Here is a 26,520-nt window from a genome sequence, read left to right on the forward strand (position 1 = left end):
ACCGCACGCCTTGTTCCGTTTCTTCGAAAAACTGCTCCATCCCTATCCCGCGGCCGAACCGTCGCCTCCCCCGACGGGCTTCTTCGCCTTCCTGTGGGCCTGCACCCAGGGCCTGCGCCTCAAGATGGCCGTCATGGCGGCGCTCACCGCGGCCATCTCGGGCTTCGAGGCGCTGCTGTTCGCGATCCTCGGGCGCATCGTCGACTGGCTCGGCGGCCAGGTGCCGTCGCGGCTGTGGGCCGAGCGCGGCGACACGCTGGCGTGGCTGGCCGCGCTGCTGGTGATCAGCATCGGCGTGGTCGCGCTGCAGACCATCGTCAAGCACCAGACGCTGGCGGTGAACCTGCCGATGCGCCTGCGCTGGAACTTCCACCGCGTGATGCTGGGCCAGAGCATGGCCTTCTACCAGGACGAGTTCGCGGGCCGCATCACGGCCAAGGTGATGCAGACCGCGCTCGCGGTGCGCGACACCCTGTTCGTGCTGGCCGACGTGGTGGTGGCGATGGGCGTGTACGTGGTGACCATCATCGTGCTGGTGACCGTGCTCGACGTGCAGCTGGTGCTGCCCTTCATCGTCTGGCTGGTGCTCTACGCGGGTGCGCTGATGTACTTCGTGCCGCGGCTGGGCAAGGTGGGCAAGGCGCAGGCCGATGCGCGCGCGCTGATGACCGGGCGCGTGACCGACGCCTACACCAACATCGCCACCGTCAAGCTGTTCTCGCACACGCAGCGCGAGGCCGGCTTCGCGCGCGAGGCGATGCGCGAGTTCATGCACACGGGCTACGGCCAGATGCGGCTGGTGAGCGCCTTCGAGATCGTCAACCACACGCTCAGCATGGGCCTGACCGCGGGCATGGCCGGCACCGCGCTGTGGCTCTGGTCGAACGGCACGGTGGGCGTGGGCGCGGTGGCAGCGGCCACCGCGATGGCGCTGCGCCTGCAGGGCATGTCGCACTGGATCATGTGGGAGATGACCAGCCTGTTCGAGAACATCGGCACGGTGCAGGACGGCATGAAGACGCTGTCGCGCCCGCGCACCGTGCTCGACGCGCCCGATGCCGGCGTGCTCGAGGTGCCGCGCGGCGAGGTGCGCTTCGAGCATGCGAGCTTCCGCTATGCGGATGCGGGCCGCCGCGTCATCGACGACCTGAACCTGGTGGTGCGCCCCGGCGAAAAGATCGGCCTGGTCGGCCGCTCGGGCGCGGGCAAGTCGACGCTGGTCAACCTGCTGCTGCGCTTCCATGACCTGGAGAGCGGCCGCATCCTGATCGACGGGCGCGACATCGCGCACGTGACGCAGGATTCTCTGCGCAGCCACATCGGCATGGTCACGCAGGACACCTCGCTCATGCACCGCTCGGTGGCCGACAACATCGCCTACGGCCGGCCCGATGCCACGCCGGCCCAGATCGAAGCGGCCGCCCGGCGCGCCGAAGCGCACGACTTCATCCAGACGCTGGGCGACGCCAGCGGCCGGCAGGGCTACGAGGCGCACGTGGGCGAGCGCGGCGTGAAGCTCTCGGGCGGCCAGCGCCAGCGCGTGGCCATTGCGCGCGTGATGCTCAAGGACGCGCCGATCCTGCTGCTCGACGAGGCCACCAGCGCGCTCGACTCCGAGGTGGAGGCCGCCATCCAGCAGAGCCTCTACCGGCTGATGGAAGGCAAGACCGTGATCGCGATCGCGCACCGGCTGTCGACCATCGCGGCGATGGACCGGCTCATCGTGCTCGACGAGGGCCGCGTGGTGGAGGAAGGCGACCACCGCACGCTGATGGCGCAGGGCGGACTCTATGCACGGCTGTGGGCGCACCAGAGCGGCGGCTTCCTGGGCGACGATCTCGACGAGGAAGAAGAAGCCCTGCGGGCCTGAGTGCCTGAGCCTATGCCGGCGATTTGTCAGCAAGAGTTACGGCCGTGCGGGGCGGGCGCCCGGACGGTCTTCGCGAGTCCTACAGCACAGGCCGCCACCCGCCGACAGCAACCGGACATCCCGGGCGCGATGCTGGAGCTGTCGTCAACAACGAGGAGTCCTCGCGTGAATTCCATCATTTACATCGTCGGTCTGGTCGTCGTGGTCGTGGCCGTGCTTTCGTTCTTCGGCCTGCGCTGAAACCGGGCACGCGTTTTCGACTCGCCTGCTGAACAACAACGGGGCCGTTCGCGCGGCCCCGTTTCTCATGGGTCACCCAAAGCGCGCCGGGCATAATTCGCGCGCCCCGGCACTTGCGGGGCACCACTTGCTGCGAAGGGACCCTGTTGACCAACACCGCGTTGCGCGAACCTGCCTTTCCGGACGCGGTCGTCACCGAAGCGATCCGATGGACCGAGGAGAAAGGTCCGCTCGACGACGCAGAGGTCCTGCGCGCGGCCCTCGCCCGCGCTTCCGGCGCGCCGGCACGCATCACCGCACGCGCGCTCCTGCTCGGCGAACGCATCGGGCTGCAATCCGAACTGGCACGCGCCCGCCACTGGGCGCCATGGGTGCTGCTCGGGCTGGTGGCGCTCATCGTCATGGCCGGCCTGGGCCTCGCGGGCAACGTGGTCGGCGGCGGCGAGCGGCACATCAACGTGATCGTCGCGCTCGCGAGCCTGCTCGGCCTGCATGCGCTCACGCTGCTGCTCTGGCTGGCCGGCCTGTGGCTGCCGCTGGGCGCGTTCAACACCAGTTCGCTCGGCTGGATCTGGCTGTCGCTCACCGCGCGCGTGGCCGGCGGCAAGCGCGGCCAGGCGCCGGTGCTGGTACGGGCCGCCACCGGGCTGCTCGCGCGCGCCAGGCTGCTGCCCTGGGCGCTGGGGCTGGTGAGCCACGGCATCTGGTCGCTCTCGTTCGCGGTGGTGCTGGCCGCGCTGCTGTTCGCGCTGGCGTTCCGCAGCTACACGCTGAGCTGGGAGACGACGATCCTCGACCCGGCCTTCTTCGTACACGCCGTGCAGGTGCTGGGCTGGGCGCCGTCGCAGATCGGCTTTCCGGTTCCCGACGCCGCGACCGTGCTCTCTGCTTCTCCCGGCGCCGCGGGCCAGCGCACGTGGGCGCTGTGGCTGACCGGCTGCATCGTGGTGTACGGGCTGCTGCCGCGCCTGGCGCTGGTGCTGCTGAGCGCGGCGATGTGGCAGCGGCGCCGCGCCGCGCTGCGGCCCGACTGGAGCGATCCTTACTACCGCAGGCTCGCGGCGCGCTTCGCTGCGCTCGCGCCGCCCGCCATCGTCGATGCCGATCCGGGGCGTGCGCCGGGCTCGGCGCCCGCGGGCCTTGCGCCTTCGGATCTGCGCGATAGCCTGTTCGTCATCGGCTTCGAGCTGCCTGCGGATACGCCGTGGCCGCCCGAGGGCCTGCCCGCCATCACCCCTGCCCAGGTGCAGCGCATCGACGGCAGCGCCCCCGCGCGCCGCGCGCTGCTCGACCAGTTGGCGCAGGCCCGTCCGCGTACCGTGCTGCTGGTGTGCCACGCCGCATCGAGCCCCGACCGGGGCACCGAACGCTTCCTGCGCGAAGTGCTGGCCCATTGCGGCGAATGCCGGCTCTGGCTGGCACCGGCCGCCAGGGACATGCCCGACGCGAACGCATCGCAGCGCTGGATCGACTGGCTGCAGGGCACCGGCTTGCTGCGCGTCGCAGCCACGCCCCGGCTCGAAGACGCATTGCAAGGCCTCGGCACCACCCCATGACGCAGCAGCATCAAGCCATCCGCATCGCCGTGGTCGGCCACACCAACGCGGGCAAGACCTCGCTGCTGCGCACGCTGACGCGGCGCGCCAATTTCGGCGAAGTGTCGCAGCGCCCCGGCACCACGCGCCATGTGGAGTCCATCGATCTCGAGGTGAACGGCCAGGCCGCCGTGCGCTTCTTCGACACGCCGGGCCTCGAGGACGCGGTGGCGCTGCGCGAGCACCTGGCCGGCTTCGATGCGCAGGCCACGCCGCCCGAGCGCATCCGCCAGTTCCTGCAAGGCCCCGAAGCGCATGGCGTGTTCGAGCAGGAAGCCAAGGTGCTGCGCACCATGCAGGGCATCGATGCGGCCTTCCTCGTGATCGACGTGCGCGAACCGGTACTGCCCAAGTTCCGCGACGAGATCGAGCTGCTCAACTCCTGCGCCCGGCCCGTGCTGCCGGTGCTGAACTTCGTGCGCGATGCGGCCAGCCGCGAGCCCGACTGGAAGGAACTGCTCTCTGCCTACGGCCTGCACGTGCAGGTGCGCTTCGACGCCGCAGCGCCCTTCGTGGGGGCCGAGCGCGAGCTCTACGGCGACCTGTCGACCTTGCTGCGTGACCGCCGCGAGCAGCTGCGCGCGGTGGTGGATTCACTCGCCGCCGAAGCCACGGAGCGCCGCGGCGCGGCCTGCGCGCGCATCGCGGAACTGCTGGTCGATGCCGCCGCGCTGCGCCGCACGGTGCCGGCCGAGGAGTTCGCCGATACGGCGCGCCGCAAGGCCTTCGTCGCGGCCTTGCAGAAGGACGTGTTCGACAAGGCGCAGCGCTGCACCGACGACCTGCTCGCGCTCTACGGCTTCCGCCAGGACGATGCGGGCGAGGCGCCGCTGCCGCTCATCGAAGGCCGCTGGACGCTGGACTTCTTCAGCCCCGAAGCCCTGAAGGACGCAGGCCTGCGGCTCGGCAAGGGCGCGGCCATCGGCGCGGCCGTGGGCGTGGTGGCGGACCTGGCCGTGGCCGGCATTTCGCTGGGCACGGGCGCGGCGCTGGGCGGCGCCATCGGCGGCGCGGTGTCGCAGGGCTGGGGCCCGTTCGGCCGCAAGCTGGCGAACCGGCTGCGCAACGTGCACGAGCTCACGGTCGAGGACGGCGTGCTGTTTGCGCTGGTGGCCTGGCAGCTGAAGCTCACGCGCGCACTGGAGCAGCGCGGGCATGCGGCCACGGGGCGCATCGCGGCCGAAACGAGCGCGACGCAGGACGCGCCGACGCGCGCCACGGCCGCCGCGGTGCGCGCGGCGCGGCCTGCACGCAGCCATCCCGAATGGGAATCGGCGGGCCTGGCCTCGCGCGGCTTCTGGCGCCCGGCACCGCAGCGCGACGCACTCGCGGCCGATCTCGCGCGCATGCTGCAGGGTGCCTTCGAGCCCTGAGCGCCGCTCCTGCCTTCGCTTGCAGGCGGAGGCGCCGGATTCCTACGTGCTGGCGCTGCCGTGCGCCCCACGCTTTGTTCGAAGACATCGACGGCACGCGGGGTGCCGTTCGCCTTTTGGTCTTCACCGAAGAAGGAGCATCCATGGCCGTCGAATGCAAACTGCTCGCCACCCCCTTGATCGGGCGCGTGTGGCAAGGCCGCACCCCCATTGCGCGCGCCGACGAATACCTGCGCTACAGCTTCGAGCATGGCATCCAGGAGATCGCGAAGAAACCGGAATGCCTGGGCGTGCAGTACTTTCGCAAGCTGAACGGCGAGACCGCCGAATTCAGGACCGTCTCCTACTGGCAATCGATAGCGCACATGCATGCGATGCACGCGCAACGCGGCGATCCGCTGCGCGTGGCGCCGCTGGCGCGCGATGCCGAGTTCCTGCTCGAGCTGCCGGAATTCGTGGACATCGTCGAGGTGCACGTCAACTCGTTCGGCACCGGCAGGTAGCCTCCAGTCCTAGCTTTCGAGCAGATCCTCCGGCCGCAGCGGCAACCGGCGCAGGCGCTTGCCGGTGGCATGGAACACCGCATTCACGATGGCGGGCGCCACGCCGACCATGGCCACTTCGCCCAGGCCCTTCACGCCCATGGCGTTGAGCCGCGTGTCGGGCTTGCCGACGAAGTCGACATCGATACGGCCGATGTCCGCCGCCACGGGCAGCACGTATTCCGCAAGGTCCGCGTTGAGGAAGCCGCCGTAGCGCGCGTCCACCTCGCTCGCCTCGCGCAGGGCGGCGCCAATGCCCCACACCACGCCGCCTTCGACCTGGCTGCGCGCGGTGCGCAGGCTGGCCACCGTGCCGCAGTCGGCCACGCTGAGCACGCGCGGCACGCGGATGCGCCGCGTGGTGGGTTCGATGCGCACCTCGACGAAGTGCGCAATGAAGCTGAAGGCGACGAAATCCGGGTACACCGGCCCCGCCGCGGCGGGCAGGCCGCCGGTGAGCCGTCCGAAGACCTGCTCCGGCTGGCCCGGCGCGCGCATCCGGCTCTCGGCCTCGGCAAAGGGACGGCCCGAGGCACGCAGCAGCGCCACGGCCGTGGCGCCGTTCGCATCGCCTTGCGCACCCGCGTTCTGGCGCAGGTCGTCCATGAGCCGCTGCGCGGCTTCCTGCACCGGCGGCAAGGCGGTGGCCGTGCCCCAGGAACCGGCGGTCAGGTGCTGCGGCGCGGCGGCGGTGTCGCCGACCAGGATCTCCACCGCGGCCACCGGCGCGCCAAGCACGCGCGCCACCGTCAATGCAATGGCGGTGCGAATGCCCTGCCCCATCTCGTGGCCGCCCACCGCGACCCGCACCATGCCGCTCGCGTCGAGCCGCACCTTGGCCACGGCCGGTGCAATCGCCGCCTTGTAGGCACCGGCCGCCACGCCCCAACCGATGAGGCCGCCGTCGGGCGCGCGCATCGAGCGCGGCGCCATCGTGCGGCGCGCCCAGCCGAACGCGCTGCTGCCCTTGGCAAGGCACTCGGCCAGGTGGCGCGACGAAAAAGGCTTGCTGCTGAGCGGATCGACGGCCGTGTCGTTCGCCAGGCGGAACGCGACCGGGTCGCGGCCGAGCGCGTAGGCCATCTCGTCCACCGCGCTTTCGAATGCGAAGGCGGCCGGATGCTCGAACGGCGCGCGCATGTAGCCGGGCGTCTGCACGTCGGTGCGCACGAGCCGCTCGCGGCCGAGGAAATTGCCGATGCCGTAGAGCCGCGAAGTGATCTCGGTGCCGCTCGACGGAAACAGGTCGTGGCGCGAGGTCTGCTGGTCGATCTCGTGGATGGCGGCGACCAGCTTGCCGCCGCGGTCGGCGCCCAGGCGCACGCGATGGCGGCTCGCCGGCCTGAAGCTCGCGTTGTGGAACAGCTGGCTGCGCGACAGCACGAGCTTGACCGGCCGGCCCAGCGCACGCGCCGCAATCGCCACCAGCGCGGTGTGCGACTGCAGCGAATTCTTCTGGCCGAAACCGCCGCCCACCGTGGGCGACAGCACGCGCACCCTGGCCGGCTCGATGCCGAGCTGCTTCGCCAGGCCGTGGCGCACGCTTTCGGCATTCTGGGTCGGCTCGTGGATGGTGAGCACGCCGTCGGCGCTCCACTCGGCCACGGTCGCGATGATTTCCATCGGGTTCTGGTGCTGGATCGGCAGCTCGTAGGCCGCGTCCACCGTGAAGGCCGCGCCCTGAAGCGCGGCTTCGGCGTCGCCCGCGCGCCGGTCGGCGAACATGGGCTGCGGCAGCAGGGCCGATTGCGCCTGCGGCTGGGCGTCGGGCGCATCGATGGTCGCCACGAAAGGGACGGCAGCGTAGGTCACGGCCACCAGCGCCGCGGCCTCGCGCGCGGCCTCGGGCGTGTCGGCCACCACCATCGCCACGGTCTGGCCGCGGTAGGCGATCTGCGGCGAGCGCAGCGGATAGAAGCTCTGGAAGCCGAAGCCGCCGCCCATCAGGAAGCCGCCGGTGTCGAAGCTGCCGATGTTCTCGTGCGTGAACACCGTGCGAACGCCGCGCACGCGCTGCGCCGCTGCGGTGTCGATGGCGGTGACGCTGCCGCGCGCAATGCGCGAGGGCACCAGCGCGGCATGCAGCAGCCCGGCGCGCGCATCATCCGCCGCATAGCGCGTGGCGCCGCGCACCTTGTCGCGTGCGTCGACGCGCTCGGCGCCCGCGCGGGTCGTGCGCTTCGTCATCACCGTCTTGAGGTTCGTTGCCATCTTCAGCTCCTTTCCCTGGCCAGCATCAGCGCATCGGTCACCGTTTCGATGCCGAGCGCCACCTTGAACGCGTTGTGCTCGAGCGGCTTCGCGCCCTCGAAGGCAAGCTCGGCAGCGCGCCGCGCGGCCGCGCGTGTGAACGGCTGGCCGACCAGGCTGCGCTCGGCCTCGGCCGCGCGCCACGGATGTGTTGCCACGCCGCCGAGCGCAATGCGTGCGTCGGACACGCGGTTGCTCCTGAGCTCCAGGGCCACGGCCGCCGAGGCGAGCGCAAAGGCATAGGACTCGCGGTCGCGGATCTTGTGGTACGTGGAGCCCCGGCCGATCGCCCCGCGCGGCACGCGGATGCGCACGATCAGCTCGTCGGCCGCGAGCACCGTTTCCAGGTGCGGCGTCGCGCCCGGTGCGCGGTGCAGTTCGCGCACCGGCACCGTGCGTTCGCCGCGCGGGCTGACGGTGTCGACGAGCGCATCGAAGGCCACCAATGCAACGGCCCAGTCGCCCGGATAGACGGCCACGCAGGCGTCGCTGCCGCCCAGCACCGCATGGCCGCGGTTCTGGCCGCCCACGGCCGAACAGCCGCTGCCGGGCACGCGCTTGTTGCAGGCGAACTCGGGCCCGCCTCGAAAGTAGTCGCAGCGGGTGCGCTGCAGCAGGTTGCCGCCCACGGTCGCCATGTTGCGCAGCTGTTGCGAGGCGGCCTTCCACAGCGACTCCGACAAGGCCGGGAATTCGCGCTGCACCACGGGGTTGTCCGCCACGTCGCTCATGGCCGCGAGCGCGCCGATGCGCAGTTCGCCGCGGCTGGCGGTGTCGACTTCGCGCAGGCCCTCGATGCGGGTGATGTCGATCACCGTGGCCGGCGCTTCCACGCCGAGCTTCATCAGGTCGAACAGCGTGGTGCCGCCCGCGAAGTAGCGCGCGCCGGGCTGGTTCTGCGCGAGCAGCTGCATGGCTTCGCCGGTGCTGCGCGGACGCAGGTAGGCGAAGTCATGCATGGCGGCTGCCCTCCATGCGGCGCATCCGTGGCGCGGCCTCGCGGATCGCTTCGAGAATGCCGGTGTACGCACCGCATCGGCAGATGTTGCCGCTCATGTATTCGCGGATCTGCGCGTCGCTGGTGGCATGGCCTTCGCGCACGCAGGCAATGGCGGCCATGATCTGGCCGGGCGTGCAATAGCCGCACTGCAGCGCGTCGTGGTCGAGGAAGGCCTGCTGCATCGGATGCAGCGTGCCGTCGGGCGACTCGATGCCCTCGATGGTGGTCACGGCGCAGCCGTCGGTCTTCACGGCCAGCGTGAGGCACGAGGCCACGCGGCGGCCGTCCACATGCACCGTGCAGGCACCGCACTGGCCGTGGTCGCAGCCCTTCTTGGCGCCGGTGAGGCCGAGCTGTTCGCGCAGCACGTCGAGCAGCGAGGCGCGCGGCTCCAGCTTCAGTTCGTGGCGCCTGCCGTTGATGGTGACGCGGGTCTCCTGGGAGCCCGTGCCGGGGCCGGGTGCCGCGCTGCCGGCTTCCGCGGCCGCGCTCGCGCCGGCCGAAGCCGCGGCGCCTGCGCCGGCCGCCGTGGTCATCATGAACATGCGCCGATTGACGGCAGGCAACGGGCCTGCCGCGTTCTGCAGGGATGGATGGCTCATGGGGCTTTCCTTTTCTTGCTTCTTCAGAATTCGCGGCCGAGGCGCGCATCGACCGACGCAGGGCCGCTGCCGCGCGCCGCGATGCACAGCGCGGCGAAGACCAGCATCAGCGGGTATTCGTAGCCGCGGTCGATCCAGGGAAAGGTGGGTGCCAGCAGGTAGCAGATGACCAGCATCTGCACCACCACCATCGGCGCGACGACGCGCGTCAGGAAACCCAATGCCAGCATCAGCCCGCCGACGCCTTCGAGCAGTGCGATGAACCAGCCGATCAGCGGCGCAGCGGGCAGGTGCAGCACGTTGGCAATCAGGTTGACCGAGCCGGCCATCGGATCGGCCATGCTGCCGTGGCTTCGGCCCAGCAGCTTGGGGATGCCATGGGTCATGAGCATCAGGCCGAAGGCGATGCGCAGCAGCGCATAGCTCAGCGGCTCCAGCCGCTCATAGACGCTGCGCAGCCGTGGAAAGATCAGTTGCATGGGGATTGCTCCTGGGTCGAAGGGGTTGCGGGAAGCGCCTTCGAAGATGGCGCGAGAGAAAGTCTCTCTGTTCTCTCTGGGCGAATAAATATGCAAATCTCGCCAATACAATTCAATGAATCTCAACAATCGAGAAAACCATGGACCGCTTCGACGCCATGCAGCTGTTCACCCGCATCGTCGATCTGGGCAGCTTCACCCAGGCGGCGGCCGCGCTCGACATTCCGCGTGCCACGGCCACGCATGCCATCAAGGAGCTGGAGGCCAGGCTGCACGTGCGGCTGCTGGAGCGCACGACGCGCCAGGTGCGCACCACCGTCGACGGCCAGGCCTTCTACGAGCGCTGCCGCCATCTGCTGCGCGAACTCGAAGAGGCCGAGTCCTCACTGGCGGAGCTGTCGGTCAACCCGCGCGGGCGCCTGCGCATCGACATCCACGGCGCGCCCGCCCAGGCGATCGTGCTGCCGCGCATCCAGGAGTTCCATGCGCGCTATCCGCATATCGAACTGGCCATGGGCAGCGGCGACCGGTTGGTGGACCTGGTGCGCGAAGGCGTCGACTGCGTGGTGCGCGCGGGCGAGCCCAAGGATTCGTCGCTGGTCACGCGCCGCCTGGCGCTGCTGCCGCAAGTGACCTGCGCGAGCCCGGGCTACCTGGCCGCGTACGGCACGCCCACGCAGCCGTCCGACCTCGCCCGGCACCTCGCGGTCAATTTCTTCTCGGCCTCGCGGCCCGAGGTGTTTCCGTACGAGTTCATGGTGGACGGCAAGCTCGAGACCTGCATGCTGAAGGACTGGATCAGCGTCAACAACGCCGATGTCTACAAGAGCTGCGCCGAACAGGGCTGCGGCATCATCCAGGTGCCGCGCTTCAGCGTGGAGAGCCAGTTGCGCGAAGGCACGCTGGTCGAGATCCTGCCGCACACGCCCTGCCCGCCCATGGTCTATTCGGTGCTGTACCCGCACCATCGCCAGCTCTCGCCGCGGGTGCGGGTGTTCATCGACTGGATCGCGCAGCTCTATGCGGAGCGCTTCGGCAGCGCGGCCGCATAGGCGCCGGCGCAGTGGTCACCGCTCAGTCATGCGGCGCACCTAGCATCCGCAGGCCCTTGCCGCCATCCACCCAGACTGCACCCCACCCACGCGATGTACCCCGGCGAACGGCTCAACGGATACAGCCATCTGCTGGGCCTGCTGCTCGCACTCGCGGCCACCGCGCTGCTGCTCGCCAAGACCCTGCCCACCGGCGACGCCGCGCGGATTGCCGGCGCGCTGGTGTTCTCGCTCTCGGCGGTGGTGCTGTATGCGGCGTCCACGCTGTTCCACAGCACCCGCGGGCCGCGCAAACGCTTCTGGGAGCGCGTGGACCACTGCGCCATCTACCTGCTGATCGCGGGCACCTACACGCCGTTCGCGCTGGTCACGCTGCACGGGCTCTGGGGCTGGCTGCTGATGGTCGCCGTATGGGGCGCGGCCTTCTTCGGCATCGGGCGCGAGCTGCTGCAGGCAGGTAGCGCAGCCTCGAAGCCGCCGCTGGCGCTCTACATCGCCATGGGCTGGCTCGGCGTGCTGGCCGCGGTGCCGCTGGCCGCGCGGCTCGACAGCGGCGGGCTCGCGTGGCTGCTGGCCGGCGGGGTGCTCTACACCGTGGGCACGGTGTTCTACCGCAACCGGCGGGGCTTCAGGCATGCGCACGGCACCTGGCACCTGTTCGTGCTTGCGGGTACGGCGAGCCACTACGTGTGCGTGGGGTGGTTCGTGCTTTGATGCGCAGCCGCGGGCGAACAGGACCCCGCCGTAAGCACCTGTTACCACCTCTCGCGGAGTTTCGCGTCGTGAGATGTGCACAATGCGCCCCATGCCAAATATCGCCTCCATCCTGAAATCCGAGATTTCCCGTGTCGCCCGCAAGGAAGTTCGCGCGGAGATCGAAACGCTCAGAAAAGCCTCCACGCTGCACCGCGCCTCGATCGCCGCATTGCGCCGGCAGGTCGAAAAGCTGGAGAAGGAACTGCGCCGCGCCACCAGGACCGTGGCGCGCGCCACTCCCGCAGGCGATGCCGACGAAGCCGCCGAATCAGGCCCGCACCGGCGATTCAGCGCCAGCCGGCTGGCCGCGCACCGCGTCAAGCTCGGCCTCTCGGCGGCCGCCTACGGCAAGCTGGTGGGCGTGACCGGCCAGACCATCTACAAATGGGAGCAAGGCAAGGCCAGGCCGCGCAAGGCCCAGCTCGAAGGCCTGGCCGCCGTGCGGGGCCTCGGCCGCCGCGAAGTGGCCGAGCAGCTGAACGGATAAGCCGGCCGCGCTCTTCTTTCATGTCCAGCCTCATCGTGCACGGCGGTACGCCGCTTCGTGGCCGCATCACGCCTTCCGCCAACAAGAATGCCGTGCTGCCGGTGCTGTGCGCCACGCTGCTCACGCGCGAGCCGCTGCGCCTGCATGGCGTGCCCGACATCACCGACGTGCGCAAGATCCTCGACATCTTCCGCAGCCTGGGCAGCGAGGCACGCATGGACCACGCCACCGGCACGCTGGAGCTGCACCATCGCGACACGGCCTTCGATGCCACGCGCGACCGGCTGCCCGAGGAGATGCGCTCGTCGATCATGCTGGTGCCGCCGCTGCTCGCGCGCTTCGGCATTGCGCGGCTCGAAGACAACGTCAAGGGCTGCACGCTGGGCGTGCGCGAGATCGATCCGCACGTCGATGTGTTCCGGCGCTTCGGTGGCAAGGTGGAGCGTGCCAGCGGCTCGCTGCTCGTGCGCTGCGCCGGGCCGCTGACACCCGCGCAGCATTGGCTCGACTACGCCTCCGTCACCACCACCGAGAACTTCGTGCTGTGCGCGGCGGCGGCCAACGGCACCTCCACGCTCACCAATGCCGCGTCCGAGCCGCACGTGCAGGAGTTCTGCCGCTTCATGACGATGCTCGGCGTGCGCATCGAGGGCATCGGCACGTCGCGGCTCACGGTGCACGGCGGCAGCGCGCTGGGCGGCGGAGAGTTCCGCTTCGACGAGGACTTCCACGAAATCACCACCTTCCTGGCGCTGAGCGCCATCACGGGCGGCGACGTGGTCGTGCGCAACAGCGCGCCCGAAAACTTTCCGCTGATCGACCGCACCTTCGCCAAGTTCGGCGTCACGGTCACGCACGCAGACGGCTGGTCGCGCGCCAGCAGCACCGGCCCGCTCAAGGTGCAGACGCCTTTCACCAGCAACGTGCTCACCAAGGTGGAGGCGGCCCCGTGGCCGTACTTCCCGGTCGACCTGCTCCCCATCTTCATCGCGCTGGGCGTGCGCGCCCAGGGCAATGCGATGTTCTGGAACAAGGTGTACGACGGCGCCCTGGGATGGACCGGCGAGCTGTCGAAGTTCGGCGCCCACGTGTTCTCCTCGGACCCGCACCGGCTCATCAGTTTCGGCGGCAGCCCGCTGACGCCCGCCGTGGTCGAGAGCCCCTACATCATCCGCGTGGCGATCGCGCTCTTCATGGTGGCGGCGAGCATCGAGGGCCGCTCCGAAATCCGCAATGCCACGCCGATCCGCCGGGCCCATCCGCGCTTCGCCGAGAACCTGCGCAGCCTGGGCGCGCAGGTGGAGTGGGCGAGCGAGGAGTGAATCATCGGGCGGGCGCGGGGCGGCTCAGCCCCGCAGCGCCTCCACCGCGATGCGCGCCGCCGATGCGATGACGTCGTTGCGGCCCGGCGCATCCTGCGCCGGGAACGTCAGGTACACCGCCATCACCAGCGGCGCGCCGGCCGGCGGCCACAGCACGGCGATGTCGTTCACCGTGCCGTAGGAGCCGGCCCCGGTCTTGTCGCCCACCTTCCAGTCGGCCGGCACGCCCGCGCGGATGCGCGTGGCGCCGGTGGTGTTGCCCAGCAGCCAGGCCTCGAGCTGGCTGCGCTGCGCCGCCCCGAGCCCGTCGCCCAGCACCAGCCGCTGCAGGCTCGCGGCCATGGCCTCGGGCGAGGTGGTGTCGCGCGGATCGCCCGGAATGGCGCTGTTGAGCTCGGTCTCCCAGCGGTCGAGCCTGAAGGTCTGGTCGCCGATGGAGCGCGCGAACGCGGTCACCGCGGGCGGGCCGCCGAGCATCTTCATCAGCAGGTTGGCCGCGGCGTTGTCGCTGTACTGGATGGTGGCGGCGCACAGCGCGGAGACCGTCATGCCCTGCCCCAGGTGCTTCTCGGTGATGGGCGAGTTGGGAAGAATGTCGCTCCTCGCGTAGCTCACGCGCCGTTCCAGCAGGCCGGGCTCGCGGCTGCTGCGCGCGAGGATGGCGGCCGACGCCATCATCTTGAAGGTGCTGCACATCGGGAAGCGCTCGGTGGCGCGGTGCTGCACGCGTGCGCCGGTGGCGGTGTCGAAGGCGACCACGCCGAGCCGCCCGCCCACGGAGCGTTCGAGGGCCGCGAGCTGCGCTTCGGCACTCGACAACGTGGCGGCCTGCGGTCCCTTGGCGGACCATGCGGTACAGGCGCCGGCCAGGGGCAAGGCCGAGGCGGCGAGCAGGAAGGTGCGGCGATTGGCGGAGGATTTCATGGGTCTTCTTTTCTGCGAGTGGATGGAACGGAGCGAATCGTAGGAGCGCCATCGCGCAGGCTCCAGCGCCAGGCGGCGCTGCCGCGTCTCGCCTGTATCGGGTGTAACCGCAAGAATCATTCAACTTATCGGTTGAATAATTTTCGAGGCACGGCTACATTCAACCTCATGGTTGAACTAGACGATGAACGGCTCGACGCCGTGTTCCAGGCCCTGGCCGACAGCACGCGCCGCACCATGCTGCAGCTGCTGGCCCAGGGCGAATGCAGCGTGGGCGAACTCGGCGCGCCGTTCCGCATGTCGTTCGCGGGCGCATCCAAGCACGTCAAGGCGCTGGAGCGCGCCGGCCTGGTCTCCCGCACGGTGCAGGGCCGCGCGCACGTCTGCCGGCTGGAGCCGGCGGCGCTCGCATCGGCCAACGCGTGGCTGCGCTACTACGAAGGCTTCTGGAACAACCACCTGGACGCGCTGGAGAAGGAACTGCGGCGCGAAGCATCCCGCGGCAAGTGAAGTCCCCCTTCTTTTTCAAGGAGCAAGCCATGGCCAAGAGCCAACTCGGAACCCTGATCGAACCCGGCACCCTGCGCATGGAGCGCACCCTGCCCGCCCCCGTCGAGCGCGTGTGGGCCTATTTCGTCGACCCCGGCAAGCGCGCCGCCTGGCTGGCCGGCGGCACCATGGCGGAGGAGCCCGGCAGCGTGTTCGAGCTGCGCTTCGACCACACCCGGCTTTCCGGCGAAGTGGCCCCCGAGCGCTTCAGCGCCTGCCGCAGCCCCATCGTCCAGAAATCGCGTGTCGTCGAATTCGAGCCACTCAAGCGCCTGACCATCAGCTGGGGCAGCGAAAGCGCCACCGCCTCGGAGGTCACTTTCGAGTTCACGCAGGAGGGCGATGCCACGCACCTCGTGCTCACGCACCGGCGCCTGCCCGACCGCAAGGAAACCCTCAGCGTCTCCAGCGGCTGGCACGCCCACCTCGACGTGCTCGACGACGTGCTGCACGGCCGCAAGCCGCGGGGGTTCTGGACCAACCACGCGGCGCTCGAGGAGGCCTACGACGAACGCCTTCCGGCCTGAGCGGACGAAAAAAGCCGCGCCGCTCCATCCGGCGCGCCCGGCCCCTTGCGGAGTCGGATGGCGACTACAGGCAAGCGCCCGCGCTTGCGTTAAGGTTCGCAGCATCCGCGACTCCGAAGCATCCCATGGCCACCACCCCTTCCCCCGTACCGGTCCGCAAGCATTTCTCGATGATCCGCGGCTTTCACCTGGCCGACGTATTCACGCTCGGCAATGCGGCGTGCGGGGTGGGCGCAGTGTTCCTTTCGATGGCCTTCATGGCGAGCCAGTCGCTGGCGCACTTCCTCTGGGCCGCCGCGCTCGCGCCTGCGGCCTTCGTGTTCGACGTGTTCGACGGCCGCATCGCGCGCTGGCGGCAGACGCATTCCGCGCTGGGACGCGAGCTCGATTCGCTGGCCGACGTGATCTCCTTCGGCGTGGCGCCGGCCGCGCTCGCCTTCGCGGCGGGCCTGGACGGCGGCTGGGACTGCGTGCTGCTGATCTATTTCGTCGGCTGCGGCGTGAGCCGGCTCGCGCGCTACAACGTCACGGCCGAGGCGCTTTCCGCCGGCGCCGACAAGGTCAAGTACTTCGAAGGCACGCCCATCCCGACCAGCGTGGTGCTGGTCGGCGTGCTGGCCTGGGCCGCGTGGCAGGGCCGCATCGGCGACGCGGTGTGGGGCGGCGCCTGGGTGCTCGGCCCCTGGCAGCTGCATCCGCTCACGCTGCTCTTCGCGCTGTCGGGCACGCTGATGATCAGCAAGACGCTGCGCATTCCCAAGTTCTGACCGTCCATCCACTCCAAGGAACCCCGTCAAATGATGAAGCTGTACTTCGATCCACAGAGCCGCTCGCAGGTCGCGAAATGGATGCTCGACGAAGCCGGCGTGGACTACGAAATCGTGCCCACCCTGATCCGGGAGAAGGCGCACAAGAAGCCCGGCTACCTGAAGATCAATCCCTCGGGCAAGCTGCCGGCGCTGGTCGACGGCCGCGCCCGCGTCTTCGAGAATGCGGCCATCTGCATGTACGTGGCCGAGAAGTTTCCGCAGGCCAGGCTGGCGCCATCGGTAGGCTCGCCCGAGCGCGGCCGCTACCTGTCGCTGATGGTCTATTCGACGGCGCAGCTCGAACCCTCGATGGGCGACAGCCTGCTCGGGCTGCACAGCAACAACAGCGCGCGCGGCTGGACCCATTTCGAGCAGGCCAAGAATGTGGTGGAGCACGAGCTGGGCTACGGCCCGTATCTCTTCGGCGCGCAATTCACCGCGGCCGACGTGATGATCGGCTCGATGTTCATCTGGCACCGCGCCTTCGGCGGGCGCTCGAACCGCCCCAAGATCGACGCCTACATCGACCGCCTGCAGGCCCGCCCCAAGGGCATGAAGTTCGGCTGACCCGCACCCATCCCATGTCAAAAGCACCCTTCCCCCACGGCGCGGCGACCGGCCTCGACCAACTGGTCCGCATCGCCGCCGGGCAGCCGCTGGCACCGGCCTGCGACCGTTTCTATTTCCTGCGCCACGGCCAGACCGGCCGCAATGCGCAGCGCATCTTCCAGGCCGTGGACGAGCCGCTGAGCGAACTCGGCCTGCAGCAGGCCGCGCGCGCCGCCCAGCTGCTGGCGGGCGAGCCGATCCGCACCATCGTCTGCAGCGACGCCCGCCGCGCGCACGACACGGCGCATGCCGTGGCAACAGCGCTTCGCCTCGTGCCCACGCCGCAGGCGGCCTTGCGCGAACGCAACTTCGGCGCGCTCATCGGCACCTCGTCGGTCGACATCGACTGGGCCTGCGAACCCGAAGGCGGCGAAACCCTGGCGCAGTTCGTGGCGCGCAAGAGGCGTGCGCTGGACGCCGCGCTGGCGCAGCCCGCGCCGGTGCTGGTGGTGGCCCACGGAGGCACGCTCTACGCGCTGGCCGGGCTGATCGGCCTGCCCATCGACCTGGGCCTGCTCGGCAACGCGCAGCCATTGCGTTTTTCGCGCAGCGGCCCCACATGGGCTGTGACGCCGCTGCTGCGGCATGCCGACGGCGATTCGAACCTGGCCTGAACCGGCCGGGGAGCATACTGTTCGGCGTTCACACCACCGACAAGCATGGAATTCAAGGACTACTACAGCGCCCTGGGCATCGACCGCACCGCGTCCGACGACGAGGTGCGCAAGGCCTACCGCAAGCTCGCGCGCAAGTACCACCCCGACGTCAGCAAGGAGCCGGACGCCGAGAAGCGCATGCGCGACATCAACGAAGCCAACGACGTGCTGCGCGACAAGGAGAAGCGCGCCGCCTACGACGCGCTGGCCGACCGCGTGGCGCGCGGCGGCCATCCCGAGGGCGACTTCCAGCCGCCGCCGGGCTGGGACGCCGGCTTCGAATTTCACCGCAGGCCGAACCAGGGCCCGGCCGACCACGCCGAATTCAGCGAATTCTTTTCGTCGCTCTTCGGCGAGGCCGAGCGGCGCGGCGCGGCAAGGCGCAACTACCGCGCACGCGGCGAAGACCATCACGCGGCCATCGAGATCGCGCTCGAGGATGCGCTCAACGGCGCCGAGCGCGAGATCACGCTGCGCGCGCAGGAACTCGACGCGCAAGGCCGTCCCACGTTCAAGACGCGCACCCTCAGCGTCAAGATTCCGCCCGGCGTTCATCCGGGGCAGTTCATCCGGCTCGCCGGACAGGGCATGCCCGGCCATGGCGGCGAACCCGCGGGCGATCTCTACCTGGAGGTGCGCATCGCGCCGCACAGGCTCTATCGCATCGAGGAACGCGACCTCTACATGACGCTGCCCGTCACCCCGACCGAGGCCGCGCTCGGTGCGCAGGTGAAGGTGCCCGTGCCCACCGGCGGCGTGGTCGAGGTGACTGTGCCGCGCAACGCACGCAGCGGCCTCAAGCTGCGGCTCAAGGGCCGCGGGCTGGCCGGCAAGCAGCCCGGCGACCTGTACCTGCTGCTCGACATCGCGCTGCCCCCGGCCGACAGCGAGGCCGCGCGCAAGGCCTATGAGCAGCTGGCGCAGGCGTCGGCTTCGTTCAACCCACGCCAGCATCTGGGAGTGTGAGCATGGCGATCGTTTCCGTGACAACAGCCATCAGTGCCTCGCAGCCGCTCGCCGCCAGCGAACTGGCCCATGCCTGCGGTGCCGATACCGAATGGGTGGTGCAGCTCGTCGAAGTGGGCATCGTGCAGATCGCCGCGGCCGAGGCGCCGCCCGAGCACTGGCAGTTCTCGAGCACCGACCTGCAATCCGCGCTCGAGGCGCGCCGCCTCGAGCGCGACTTTGGCGTGGGCCTCGATGCCGCCGCGCTGATCCTCGACCTGCAGCACGAAGTGCGGCGGCTCAAGGCCGTGATCCGGGCGCACGGGCTTCGCTAGCCGCCGCGCAAAGCGCAGATCAGCCGGATTTGCCGCGCGCGTTTTTCTTCGGGCCTTCGGCGCGCGGCGCATTCGCGGTTGCCGGGCCATTGCTGCCATTCAGCTGATCGACCCACAGCAGGGTGTCGACGTACGACATGAACCGGTTGAGGTATTCGGGCGACAGCTCGTGCATCAGCATGAGCGACCGGTGCACCAGGTGGTGCGAATTCAGCGGGCCCGCATTCTCCGGCACCTTGGCCAGCGACTGCGTCAGCCGCCGGTCGGCGCTGAGCCGCGACCAGGTGCTCCTGAAGTAGCGCAGCGTCTTGAGCTCGGGGGTGGCGGGTGCGGCGCCATCGGCCGCCGCGCCATCATCGCCTTGCGGCGGCGCCTGCCGCGCCATGTGCTCCACGAGCTCCGCGAGCGGGCCGCGGGGAAGCCGGGCCGCCTGTTTCGCGCTCGCATCGCGAACCGCCGGAAGACCGTCCGCGTGCCGGGCCTCTTCGAGATTCCCGCGATACGCCGCGAGCAGCATGGCCAGCCGCTCGTCGAGAATGCGCCGCGCATCACCCTCATGGGCGGCCGCGCGCCTCGCAAGCGCCTCGATGAAGCGAAAGCGCACGGGATCCCGAAGATGCCCGCCTTGCGCACGCCAGGCGTCGAGTGTTGCGGCGGGATCCATGCGGCTGGCGCTACTCACGGGACCTGGTGCCGGCGCCAGCCTGCCTGGGCGTGGGCGCCATCTCGACGCGGCGGTTCTTCGCGCGCCCTTCGGCGTCGGCATTGGATGCCACCGCCTGCTCGGAGCCGAAGGCCGCGGCAAACACCGATGACGAAGGAACACCCTCCTCGATCAAGGCCCGCGTCACCGTCAATGCGCGCTGGGCCGAGAGCTCCCAGTTGTCCGCGAACGGACGGTTGCCGTCCTTCGACTGCCGCATCTGCCGGTCGTCCGTGAAGCCGCTCACCATCAGCACCTCGTCGCGCGCGCGCAGGTACGTGGCCACGGGCGCGGCCAGGCTCTTGAGCACCTGCCGGCCTTCGGGCTGCAAGTCGGCCGAGTTGAAGGCAAACAGCACGCTGCCGCTGATGCCGATGCGCCCGTTGTTCAGCGTGACGCGGCCCGCCGCGAGCGGCCCGGCCAGCGCCTGCTCGAGCGCCTCGCGGCGCTGCGTCTCGGCCTGGCGCTGCTGCACCTCGGCCTGCAGCTTGGCCGCCAGGTCCAGCTGCATGCCCAGCGCGCCCACGAGTATCAGCACGAAGGCCCCGACCAGCCCCGACATCAGGTCGCCGAAGACCGCCCACACCGGCACGCTCGGTTCCAGGCCGGCGTCGAGATCGTCCCGCATCACGCCTCGCTGCCCACGGCGGCCTGCCGGCCCGCGATCTGCTGCAGGTCTTCGACGATCTGCTTCTGCGACATGATGCTCAGATCGATGACTTCCCTCGCCTGCGCCACGTAGTACGCCAGCTGCTCGTCGCTGCGCGCGATGGACTTGCCGAGCGCCCCTTCGACGCGCTGCAGGTGGGCCACCAGCTTGTCGTTCGACTCGCTGAACAGCTGCACGGCAAAGCCGAAGGCCTCGCCCAGGCTGGCCACTTCAACAGCGCTGCCGGTGATCTGCGCGGCGACCGCGGCCATCTTTCCGGTTTCCTCGTCGACCTTCTCGGTGAAGCGGCTGCCCACGCGGTCCAGCACGTCCGCCGATGCACCCACCAGCGCATCGACCGCCGAGCGCTGCTCGGTGGAGGCGTGGTTCACGGCATCGAGCAGGGTTCCCAGCGTTTCCATGATGCGGCTGCGTTCTTCCAGCATGGCGTTGTCGCGCGCCATGCTGTCGGACAGCTTCTGGCGCAGCTCGGCCACCACTTCGGCGGCCACCCGCGGCGCTTCCGACGCGGCCTGCAGCAGCCGCGCGATCTCGCCGACCGTGTTCTTCGCGTGCGCCTCGGCCTGGGTCGACATGTCGCGCGCGGTCTGCGCGAGCGCATCGAAGAGCTGCTGCTGCTGGCCTGCCGTGTGCGCGCCCGCCTGCTGCCACTGCTGCTGCAGCGATGCGGACACCGTGGCCAGCGCCTCTGTCCAGGCCGACAGCCGCTGCTCGTCGCGCGCTGCGATGTCGCTCTGCAGCGCGGCATGCGCCTGTTCCACGGTGCGCAGCAGCGAAGCCGAGTGCTGCTCGAAGCCGGCCGCGGCCGCCGCGAGCGACTGCTGCGCGTCCTGCGACAGTTTCTCGCTGACGCGCTGGTGCTGTGCGAGCGCGCTGCCCCAGGTGTCCGACACACCGGCCGCTGTGCTTTCGAGCCGCTTCGAGACGCCCTCCACCAGCGAGGCCGAGCGCTGCTCGAAGGTTTCGGCAAAGCGGTCATGCGAGGCGCGCAGGTCGCTCGACAGCGCCTCGGAGGTGCGCTGGTGCTCGGCGAGCGCAGCCTGCCAGGTGCCTGCCACGCTGGCGGTGGCCGCCTCGAAGCGGCTCGAAAGGCCGTCGAGCTGCTGCTGCACGGTGCGCGCGACGGTGTCGTGCAGCGAGGCCGTCTCGCGCGCAATGCCCGCCATGGTGGCCTCGACCACCGGCTGGAGCGTCGCGCCCGCGATGCGCGCGCTTTCGCTCAGGCTCTGCTTGAGCGACTGGTCGACCGAAGAGGCCAGCCCGGCATACACGGCCTCGGCCTTGGTGTGGAACTGCGCCTGGCCGGCGGCGAGGCGCTCGTTCAGGGCCTGGCTCTGCCGCTCCATCGCCGCCATCATGGCCTGCAGCTGGTCCACCAGCCGCGGCATCTGGTGGGCCTGCTGTTCGAGCAGCTGGAACGAGGCCTCGCGCTGGTGGGCCAGCGAGTAGGCGCGCAGCGTGGTGGCGATCTTGCTGTCGAGCATCTGGCCCGCCTGCAGCCGCTCGCGCCGGCACAGCGCCGAGGCCAGCCCCAGCATCGCGGAAGCGGCCACGCCGGCCACCGAGGTGCCGAACGCCAGCCCCAGGCCCTTCACGGGCGCCGACAGCGAGGCGCGGATGGCCGGCAGGTCGGTCGCGCTCTCCAGCGCCATGCCGGTGCCGTTCAGCGTGACCACCATGCCGAGGAAAGTGCCCAGCATGCCCAGCAGCACCAGCAGTCCGGCCAGGTACGGCGTGAGCGCGGGCCCCGGCAGGCCCACGCGCTCGCCTTCGATGCGAAGGCGCACCGCATTGCGCAGCGTGGGATGCAGCCGGTCGAGCCAGGCGCCCAGGCTCGAGGGAGGGTCGGAAAGATCCGCCACGGCGCGCAACAAGGTGGCGGTGGCCTGCTGGAAGCGATGCAGTTCCAGCGCGCCCATCAGGTAGAACGCGCCGACCAGCATCGTGACGGCGAGCGCCAGCGTGTGCGAGCCGACGTATCCGGCCCCGACCCAGCAGACGACGGCCAGGCCCGCAGCAAAAACAGCGTAGTGAAGAAATCTATTCATGGCACTCTGGTGGCCTCATGCGAAGGGCTTCGAGCAGCCCTTCGATCGGTTGAAATCGGAAATCGAGTTCGGCGAGCAGCACGTTCTTCATGTCCTTGCGGAACACATGCAGCCACTCGCCGGCCTCTGCCTCGCTGCCGGGTTCGCCCACCGTCTCCGGGCTGGCCTGGCGCAGGCGCGTGAAATGCTTTTCGAGCAGCGCGGGCACGGCCGCGAGCAGGCTGTGCTCGCGCGCAGCCAGCACCTGCTCCATCACCACGTCCACCGCCGCAAGCCGCGCCATGGCCGGCGACCTGGCCGCCAGCAGCGTCCGCAAACGGCCGCGCAGCGGGCCGATGCCTGCTTCCATGGCCTGTTGCAGCGTGAGATGGCGGCGGCGAAACGGCGTGAAATCAACGGCCGCCGCGACGACGCCGTCTTCGGCCACCGCCTTGGCCAACGCGGCCCGCGCACGCACGCATTCGCGCTCCTCGGCGCTCGCGGAAGCCCGTGCGCGCGAAGGCGCAGCCGCCGCCACGGCGCCGTCCAGCGCGGCCGACAGCGAGATGGCGTCGGTCCAGCCGAACCATTGGCTCAATCGATCCGCGGTGGCCTGCCGGGGTTCGCGGACGTCGACCTCGGTCAGCCGGGAAAGCAAGCGAACAAGCGCCGAGCCGTTGAAAACTGTGCGCTGTGAAACTTGCGCCATACCCGCCAGAACGAAAAACCTGGCAGTCTACACCGGCAGCTCTGCTTGGCCTCCCCGCTCCACGGCTGCTGCCGGGAGGGAAAGTTCAAGCAAACGTTCCAGGCGGTAACCAGGCGTTCCGTTGGATTCAGACCGCCGCTTCCGCGGGCCAGCCTGAGCGCGCCGCGCGTTCGAGCGCAGAACGCACCACCATCCGGTGGAACGGCGCGATCAGCCGGATGTAGTTGCGGCCGAAGAGGTTGTGGCAGTGCACCACCGTGACGGCAGTGAGCGAATCCCCCGCCACGGAGCGCATCACCGAAACGCGGAAATCCAGGTGCCGGTCGTCCTCGCCGAGCACCACCTCGTTGGCATGCGTTTCGTAGATGCGAAAGATGCCGACGCGCGGCGCACCGTCCGGCGTGCCGGCGCGTAGCGCGCTGGCAGTCTTGAGGCCGAAGCCGCCGACCAAGCGGTCGCGCAGCGCCAACAGCGCGTTGACCCAGGGAGCGGGACGCTCGAAAGTGAAGCGCGCCAGCGCCAGCACGTCGCGGGTGGCGCCCTGAGGCAGGTCGATGGCGAAGGCGTCGGCCAGAAAGGCGCCGCGATAGAGGCCGGCCACGCGCGCGCCCGGGGGCAGCGCCTCGCGGCGGGACCTGTGCAGCCGATGGTGGTTTGTCATTGCAAGATCTCGAACACATCGCCGTTGGTCGGCGTCGCCTGCTCGTGATAGATGTCGTAGAGATACTGCGAAAGCTCGGCGCGGGGGACGTCGGATGGAATTGCCAGCTGGATCCTGCGGCGCTTGCCGTCGGGCCCCGTCAAGTAGCTCTCCCAGCGGTCCGCGGCTCTTTCAATGGCCATGACCTGGCCGAACACGTTGAACAGATAGCGCTCGCCGCTCATGGGTATTCACGCTGGACCGCGTGCGAGAAGGCCAGCGGATCGGCCGCCAGCGAGGCCGGGAGAAAGGTCGGCCGCAGGTTGACGGCCGCCAGCTCCGAGATCGGGAACCAGCGGAATTCCAGATCCAGGTGGCTCTCGATGCCGCGGTAGCTTCGCGCCTTGTCGAGATGGGGCGAGTCCTCGGCCAGCGAGACGAGAAAATAGAACCCGATCTCGTGGTTGCGCCGGCCCGCGAGGTCGAAGAAGTTCTCCGCCACATGAAGAAGCCGGCCGCATTCGACTTCTTCGCCAAGCTCTTCCCTCATCTCCCGCACGATCGTGGCCGAGGCCTCTTCGCCGACTTCGACCCTGCCACCCGGCAAGGCCCAGTAGTCGTCGCCCGGCGCGCGGTGAAGGAGCGCGTGGCCCGCATGAAGGATGACCGCGGCGGCCCGCACCTGAAAGCGCTGGCCGTGGAGATGGACTGAGATCATGAGGCTCGAGTATCGGTGGTTAAAGTCCGAAGCACCCCCTGCCGAAGAACGAAACCCGCAACCAGATGACCCCAGAGACCAAGCCCCGCTGCACCTGGGCCCGGAGCGATCCGCTGCTGGCCTCCTACCACGACGCCGAATGGGGCGTGCCCGAGCGCGACAGCCGCGCGCTGTGGGAAAAGCTCATGCTCGACGGCTTCCAGGCGGGCCTCTCGTGGCTCACGATTTTGCGCAAGCGCGATGCGTTCCGTGCTTCATTCGAGGGCTTCGTGCCCGAAAAGGTGGCACGGTTCACCGCGGCCGACGTCGACCGGCTGATGCTGGACGCGGGCATCGTGCGCTCGCGCGCCAAGATCGAGGCCACCATCGGCAATGCCCGCGCCTATCTGGCGATGCAGGCTGCAGGCGAGGATTTTTCGGAGTTCGTCTGGGGCATGGCCGGCGGCAGGCCCATCGTCAACAGGACCGGCGCAGTGCCGGCGAAGACGCCGCTTTCGGAACAGATGTCGGCGGCCCTGAAGAAGCGCGGCTTCAAATTCGTGGGGCCGGTGATCGTCTATGCATGGATGCAGGCCACCGGCATCGTGGACGACCACGCACCCGAGTGCTTCTGCCACCACGCCGCGCCGCGGCAGCGCTGAAAACGCAAAAAAGCCGGACGGCACCTGGGGCGCCGTCCGGCTTTTTTACTGCAGAGGAAAGACGCGCGGGCGATGCCGCCGTCTCTTCTCTTGTGCCCGCCTTCTTACAGGCCGGCTTGGCGCGTGAAAGTGCGTGCCTGCGAGGGAACCACGCTGCCGGCGAAAGCTTCGCGGCGCAGGTTCTGGCCGGGCGCGTGAGCGGCAGCAACAGCTTCGCTGCGGACTGCGGCGCGGTCGGTCGAAGCAGCCAGCACTGGCGCCACGGTGGACGAAGCGGCGTCGCTGTAGACGTTGCCTTCGCGGGCAGCGGCGGCGGCTTGGGGCGCCACGTCGGCGCGGCTGTAGCCGGAGCTCAGGGGCTGCACGCCTTCGTAGGTTTCTGCGTGGGCGCCGGCAGCGGCGAGCAGGGACAGAGCGGCGGCGGCGAGGATGTTCGAGGTCTTCATTTCAATTTCCTTCTTGACTGGGCTTTGGATGCCCTCAAGTTTGCACCAGGATGACAAGGGAAAACCCTAGCCAAACCGAATCGCAGTGTTCATGAAACTGAAACAATAACGGGGAACTTTTTGACGTGAGCGCCAAAGTCCACACTTTCCTCAAGAAATTTGGCTCAACCTGCGTATTTTTTCTCTAGCTCGTCGAGCGCGGGCTTGCCGACGAGGCGCTGCCGTTCGGCAAACGAAGCCACGAGCGATGGGTCTTCGTCGAGGCGGCGAGTATCGCGCAACACGGTCAATGCACGTTGCATGCCAGCCACTGCGCCCTGCAACGCGGCATTGGCGTACAGCACCAGTCCATAGCCGAGCGCGCCCAGTTCTTCGGCGCCGAAGGTGGGCGTCTTGCCGCCGATCACCATGTTCATGAGCTGCGGCTTGTCCAGAAGCCGCGGCATGGCGCGCACTTCGTCGGCCGAGGTCACGGCCTCGACGAACAGGATGTCGGCACCGGCCTCGCTGAACTGCTGCGCACGTTCGATGGCCGCCTCGAAGCCGTGCACGCCCGCCGCGTCGGTGCGGGCCATGACGAGCATGCCGGCGTCGGTGCGCGCATCGACCGCGGCCTTGATCTTGCCCAGCATCTCTGCGGTGTCGATCACCGCCTTGCCGGCGAAATGGCCGCAGCGCTTGGGGCTGACCTGGTCCTCGAGCTGGATGCAGTCGGCCCCCGCGCGCTCGAGCACGCGCACCGCATGCCGCACGTTGAGCGCGTTGCCGAAGCCGGTGTCGGCATCGACCAGCAGCGGCAGGTTCACCGCATCGCGGATGCGCGCGGTGTGCTCGGCGATGTCGTGCAGGCCCATGAAGGCCTGGTCGGGCAGGCCGAAGTGCATGTTGGTGACGCCGGCACCGGTGACGTAGATGGCCTCGAAGCCCAGGTCCTCGATCACGCGGGCCGACAGCGCATTGAACGCGCCCGGCACCAGCACGCCGCGGCGCGCCTCGGCCAGGCGGCGCAGGGTCTTCTTCGGCGACTCGTTGTCTTGGGTCATG

30 protein-coding genes are annotated in these 26,520 nt (G+C 69.5%); 16 read left to right on the forward strand and 14 right to left on the reverse strand.

Features of this window, described 5'->3' with window-relative positions:
• Positions 1-10: 10 nt before the first annotated feature.
• From ACAM54_RS15705 to ACAM54_RS15720, 4 genes are all read left to right on the forward strand, one after another.
• Positions 11-1,870, forward strand: a complete 1,860-nt coding sequence (locus ACAM54_RS15705; RefSeq protein WP_307698026.1) for an ABC transporter ATP-binding protein — start codon at positions 11-13, stop codon at positions 1,868-1,870.
• A gap of 386 nt (positions 1,871-2,256) precedes the next feature.
• Positions 2,257-3,666 carry a DUF2868 domain-containing protein gene (locus ACAM54_RS15710; protein ID WP_369648171.1) on the forward strand — a complete coding sequence of 470 codons (1,410 nt, stop codon included), beginning with the start codon at positions 2,257-2,259 and terminating at the stop codon, positions 3,664-3,666.
• Positions 3,663-5,078, forward strand: a complete 1,416-nt coding sequence (locus tag ACAM54_RS15715) for a GTPase/DUF3482 domain-containing protein (RefSeq protein ID WP_369648172.1) — start codon at positions 3,663-3,665, stop codon at positions 5,076-5,078. Before ACAM54_RS15710 ends, ACAM54_RS15715 begins: the two co-directional genes overlap by 4 nt.
• A gap of 143 nt (positions 5,079-5,221) precedes the next feature.
• Entirely contained in the window at positions 5,222-5,581 is a 360-nt protein-coding gene (locus ACAM54_RS15720) for a hypothetical protein (protein WP_369648173.1), read from the forward strand.
• A gap of 9 nt (positions 5,582-5,590) precedes the next feature.
• Here the strand turns inward: ACAM54_RS15720 and ACAM54_RS15725 are convergent, their stop codons facing one another.
• The 4 genes from ACAM54_RS15725 to ACAM54_RS15740 are packed head-to-tail and all read right to left on the reverse strand — an operon-like array spanning position 5,591 to position 9,951.
• The gene (locus tag ACAM54_RS15725; protein WP_369648174.1) at positions 5,591-7,831 is read right to left on the reverse strand and encodes a xanthine dehydrogenase family protein molybdopterin-binding subunit; all 2,241 of its coding nucleotides are present in this window, start codon (positions 7,829-7,831) and stop codon (positions 5,591-5,593) included.
• Positions 7,832-7,833: 2 nt separating this feature from the next.
• Complete coding sequence (locus tag ACAM54_RS15730; RefSeq protein ID WP_369648175.1) at positions 7,834-8,829, reverse strand: xanthine dehydrogenase family protein subunit M; 996 nt, start codon at positions 8,827-8,829, stop codon at positions 7,834-7,836.
• Positions 8,822-9,472 carry a (2Fe-2S)-binding protein gene (locus ACAM54_RS15735; protein ID WP_369648176.1) on the reverse strand — a complete coding sequence of 217 codons (651 nt, stop codon included), beginning with the start codon at positions 9,470-9,472 and terminating at the stop codon, positions 8,822-8,824. Before ACAM54_RS15735 ends, ACAM54_RS15730 begins: the two co-directional genes overlap by 8 nt.
• 23 nt (positions 9,473-9,495) lie before the next feature.
• The gene (locus ACAM54_RS15740) at positions 9,496-9,951 is read right to left on the reverse strand and encodes a DoxX family protein (RefSeq protein ID WP_369648177.1); all 456 of its coding nucleotides are present in this window, start codon (positions 9,949-9,951) and stop codon (positions 9,496-9,498) included.
• 140 nt (positions 9,952-10,091) lie between these two features.
• On the opposite strand from ACAM54_RS15740, the gene ACAM54_RS15745 reads away from it, so the two are divergent.
• The 4 genes from ACAM54_RS15745 (at position 10,092) to ACAM54_RS15760 (ending at position 13,568) form a co-directional block, all read left to right on the forward strand.
• Complete coding sequence (locus tag ACAM54_RS15745; protein WP_369648178.1) at positions 10,092-11,003, forward strand: LysR family transcriptional regulator; 912 nt, start codon at positions 10,092-10,094, stop codon at positions 11,001-11,003.
• A gap of 93 nt (positions 11,004-11,096) precedes the next feature.
• The gene (locus ACAM54_RS15750) at positions 11,097-11,717 is read left to right on the forward strand and encodes a hemolysin III family protein (RefSeq protein ID WP_369648179.1); all 621 of its coding nucleotides are present in this window, start codon (positions 11,097-11,099) and stop codon (positions 11,715-11,717) included.
• Between the two features lie 91 nt (positions 11,718-11,808).
• Positions 11,809-12,246, forward strand: a complete 438-nt coding sequence (locus ACAM54_RS15755) for a DNA-binding transcriptional regulator (RefSeq protein ID WP_186454203.1) — start codon at positions 11,809-11,811, stop codon at positions 12,244-12,246.
• Between the two features lie 20 nt (positions 12,247-12,266).
• Positions 12,267-13,568: a UDP-N-acetylglucosamine 1-carboxyvinyltransferase gene (locus tag ACAM54_RS15760; protein ID WP_369648180.1), complete on the forward strand. Its 1,302-nt coding sequence runs from the start codon at positions 12,267-12,269 to the stop codon at positions 13,566-13,568.
• A gap of 24 nt (positions 13,569-13,592) precedes the next feature.
• On the opposite strand, the gene bla is transcribed toward ACAM54_RS15760, so the two are convergent.
• A complete protein-coding gene (bla, locus tag ACAM54_RS15765) occupies positions 13,593-14,492 on the reverse strand; it encodes a class A beta-lactamase (RefSeq protein ID WP_369648181.1) in 900 nt (299 codons plus the stop codon).
• Positions 14,493-14,660: 168 nt separating this feature from the next.
• On the opposite strand from bla, the gene ACAM54_RS15770 reads away from it, so the two are divergent.
• The 7 genes from ACAM54_RS15770 to ACAM54_RS15800 all read left to right on the forward strand — a co-directional run bounded on the left by ACAM54_RS15770 (position 14,661) and on the right by ACAM54_RS15800 (position 18,922).
• Entirely contained in the window at positions 14,661-15,002 is a 342-nt protein-coding gene (locus tag ACAM54_RS15770; protein ID WP_369648182.1) for an ArsR/SmtB family transcription factor, read from the forward strand.
• 29 nt (positions 15,003-15,031) lie between these two features.
• Positions 15,032-15,568 (forward strand): SRPBCC family protein, encoded by a 537-nt coding sequence (locus ACAM54_RS15775; protein ID WP_369648183.1) that lies wholly within the window; start codon positions 15,032-15,034, stop codon positions 15,566-15,568.
• Positions 15,569-15,693: 125 nt separating this feature from the next.
• Positions 15,694-16,335, forward strand: coding sequence for a phosphatidylcholine/phosphatidylserine synthase (locus ACAM54_RS15780; protein WP_145744764.1), 642 nt, complete (start codon positions 15,694-15,696; stop codon positions 16,333-16,335).
• Positions 16,336-16,365: 30 nt separating this feature from the next.
• Positions 16,366-16,944, forward strand: coding sequence for a glutathione S-transferase family protein (locus ACAM54_RS15785; protein ID WP_369648184.1), 579 nt, complete (start codon positions 16,366-16,368; stop codon positions 16,942-16,944).
• 14 nt (positions 16,945-16,958) lie between these two features.
• Positions 16,959-17,600, forward strand: coding sequence for a histidine phosphatase family protein (locus ACAM54_RS15790; protein ID WP_369648185.1), 642 nt, complete (start codon positions 16,959-16,961; stop codon positions 17,598-17,600).
• Between the two features lie 45 nt (positions 17,601-17,645).
• On the forward strand, positions 17,646-18,608 hold the full coding sequence (locus ACAM54_RS15795; RefSeq protein ID WP_369648186.1) for a DnaJ C-terminal domain-containing protein: 963 nt from the start codon (positions 17,646-17,648) through the stop codon (positions 18,606-18,608).
• 2 nt (positions 18,609-18,610) lie between these two features.
• Positions 18,611-18,922 carry a chaperone modulator CbpM gene (locus ACAM54_RS15800; protein WP_369648187.1) on the forward strand — a complete coding sequence of 104 codons (312 nt, stop codon included), beginning with the start codon at positions 18,611-18,613 and terminating at the stop codon, positions 18,920-18,922.
• Between the two features lie 19 nt (positions 18,923-18,941).
• On the opposite strand, the gene ACAM54_RS15805 is transcribed toward ACAM54_RS15800, so the two are convergent.
• From ACAM54_RS15805 to ACAM54_RS15835, 7 genes are all read right to left on the reverse strand, one after another.
• Positions 18,942-19,586 carry a DUF2894 domain-containing protein gene (locus ACAM54_RS15805; protein ID WP_369648188.1) on the reverse strand — a complete coding sequence of 215 codons (645 nt, stop codon included), beginning with the start codon at positions 19,584-19,586 and terminating at the stop codon, positions 18,942-18,944.
• 10 nt (positions 19,587-19,596) lie between these two features.
• Positions 19,597-20,253: an OmpA family protein gene (locus ACAM54_RS15810; RefSeq protein WP_369648189.1), complete on the reverse strand. Its 657-nt coding sequence runs from the start codon at positions 20,251-20,253 to the stop codon at positions 19,597-19,599.
• Positions 20,253-22,343, reverse strand: coding sequence for a DUF802 domain-containing protein (locus ACAM54_RS15815; protein WP_369648190.1), 2,091 nt, complete (start codon positions 22,341-22,343; stop codon positions 20,253-20,255). Before ACAM54_RS15815 ends, ACAM54_RS15810 begins: the two co-directional genes overlap by 1 nt.
• Positions 22,336-23,031: a DUF3348 domain-containing protein gene (locus tag ACAM54_RS15820; RefSeq protein WP_369648191.1), complete on the reverse strand. Its 696-nt coding sequence runs from the start codon at positions 23,029-23,031 to the stop codon at positions 22,336-22,338. Before ACAM54_RS15820 ends, ACAM54_RS15815 begins: the two co-directional genes overlap by 8 nt.
• A 127-nt stretch (positions 23,032-23,158) precedes the next feature.
• Positions 23,159-23,692 (reverse strand): DUF2867 domain-containing protein, encoded by a 534-nt coding sequence (locus ACAM54_RS15825; RefSeq protein ID WP_369648192.1) that lies wholly within the window; start codon positions 23,690-23,692, stop codon positions 23,159-23,161.
• Positions 23,689-23,916, reverse strand: coding sequence for a hypothetical protein (locus ACAM54_RS15830; RefSeq protein WP_145744749.1), 228 nt, complete (start codon positions 23,914-23,916; stop codon positions 23,689-23,691). The genes ACAM54_RS15825 and ACAM54_RS15830 overlap by 4 nt, the downstream gene beginning before the upstream one ends.
• Positions 23,913-24,389 carry an NUDIX hydrolase gene (locus tag ACAM54_RS15835; RefSeq protein ID WP_145744748.1) on the reverse strand — a complete coding sequence of 159 codons (477 nt, stop codon included), beginning with the start codon at positions 24,387-24,389 and terminating at the stop codon, positions 23,913-23,915. Before ACAM54_RS15835 ends, ACAM54_RS15830 begins: the two co-directional genes overlap by 4 nt.
• A gap of 65 nt (positions 24,390-24,454) precedes the next feature.
• On the opposite strand from ACAM54_RS15835, the gene ACAM54_RS15840 reads away from it, so the two are divergent.
• Positions 24,455-25,030, forward strand: a complete 576-nt coding sequence (locus ACAM54_RS15840) for a DNA-3-methyladenine glycosylase I (RefSeq protein ID WP_369648193.1) — start codon at positions 24,455-24,457, stop codon at positions 25,028-25,030.
• A gap of 104 nt (positions 25,031-25,134) precedes the next feature.
• On the opposite strand, the gene ACAM54_RS15845 is transcribed toward ACAM54_RS15840, so the two are convergent.
• Both ACAM54_RS15845 and ACAM54_RS15850 read right to left on the reverse strand, forming a co-directional pair.
• Positions 25,135-25,476: an alpha/beta hydrolase gene (locus ACAM54_RS15845; RefSeq protein WP_192323308.1), complete on the reverse strand. Its 342-nt coding sequence runs from the start codon at positions 25,474-25,476 to the stop codon at positions 25,135-25,137.
• 164 nt (positions 25,477-25,640) lie between these two features.
• Positions 25,641-26,519, reverse strand: coding sequence for an oxaloacetate decarboxylase (locus ACAM54_RS15850; protein WP_369650986.1), 879 nt, complete (start codon positions 26,517-26,519; stop codon positions 25,641-25,643).
• Position 26,520 lies beyond the last annotated feature (1 nt).

It is taken from the genome of Variovorax sp. V93, assembly GCF_041154485.1.
Lineage (GTDB): Bacteria > Pseudomonadota > Gammaproteobacteria > Burkholderiales > Burkholderiaceae_C > Variovorax > Variovorax beijingensis_A.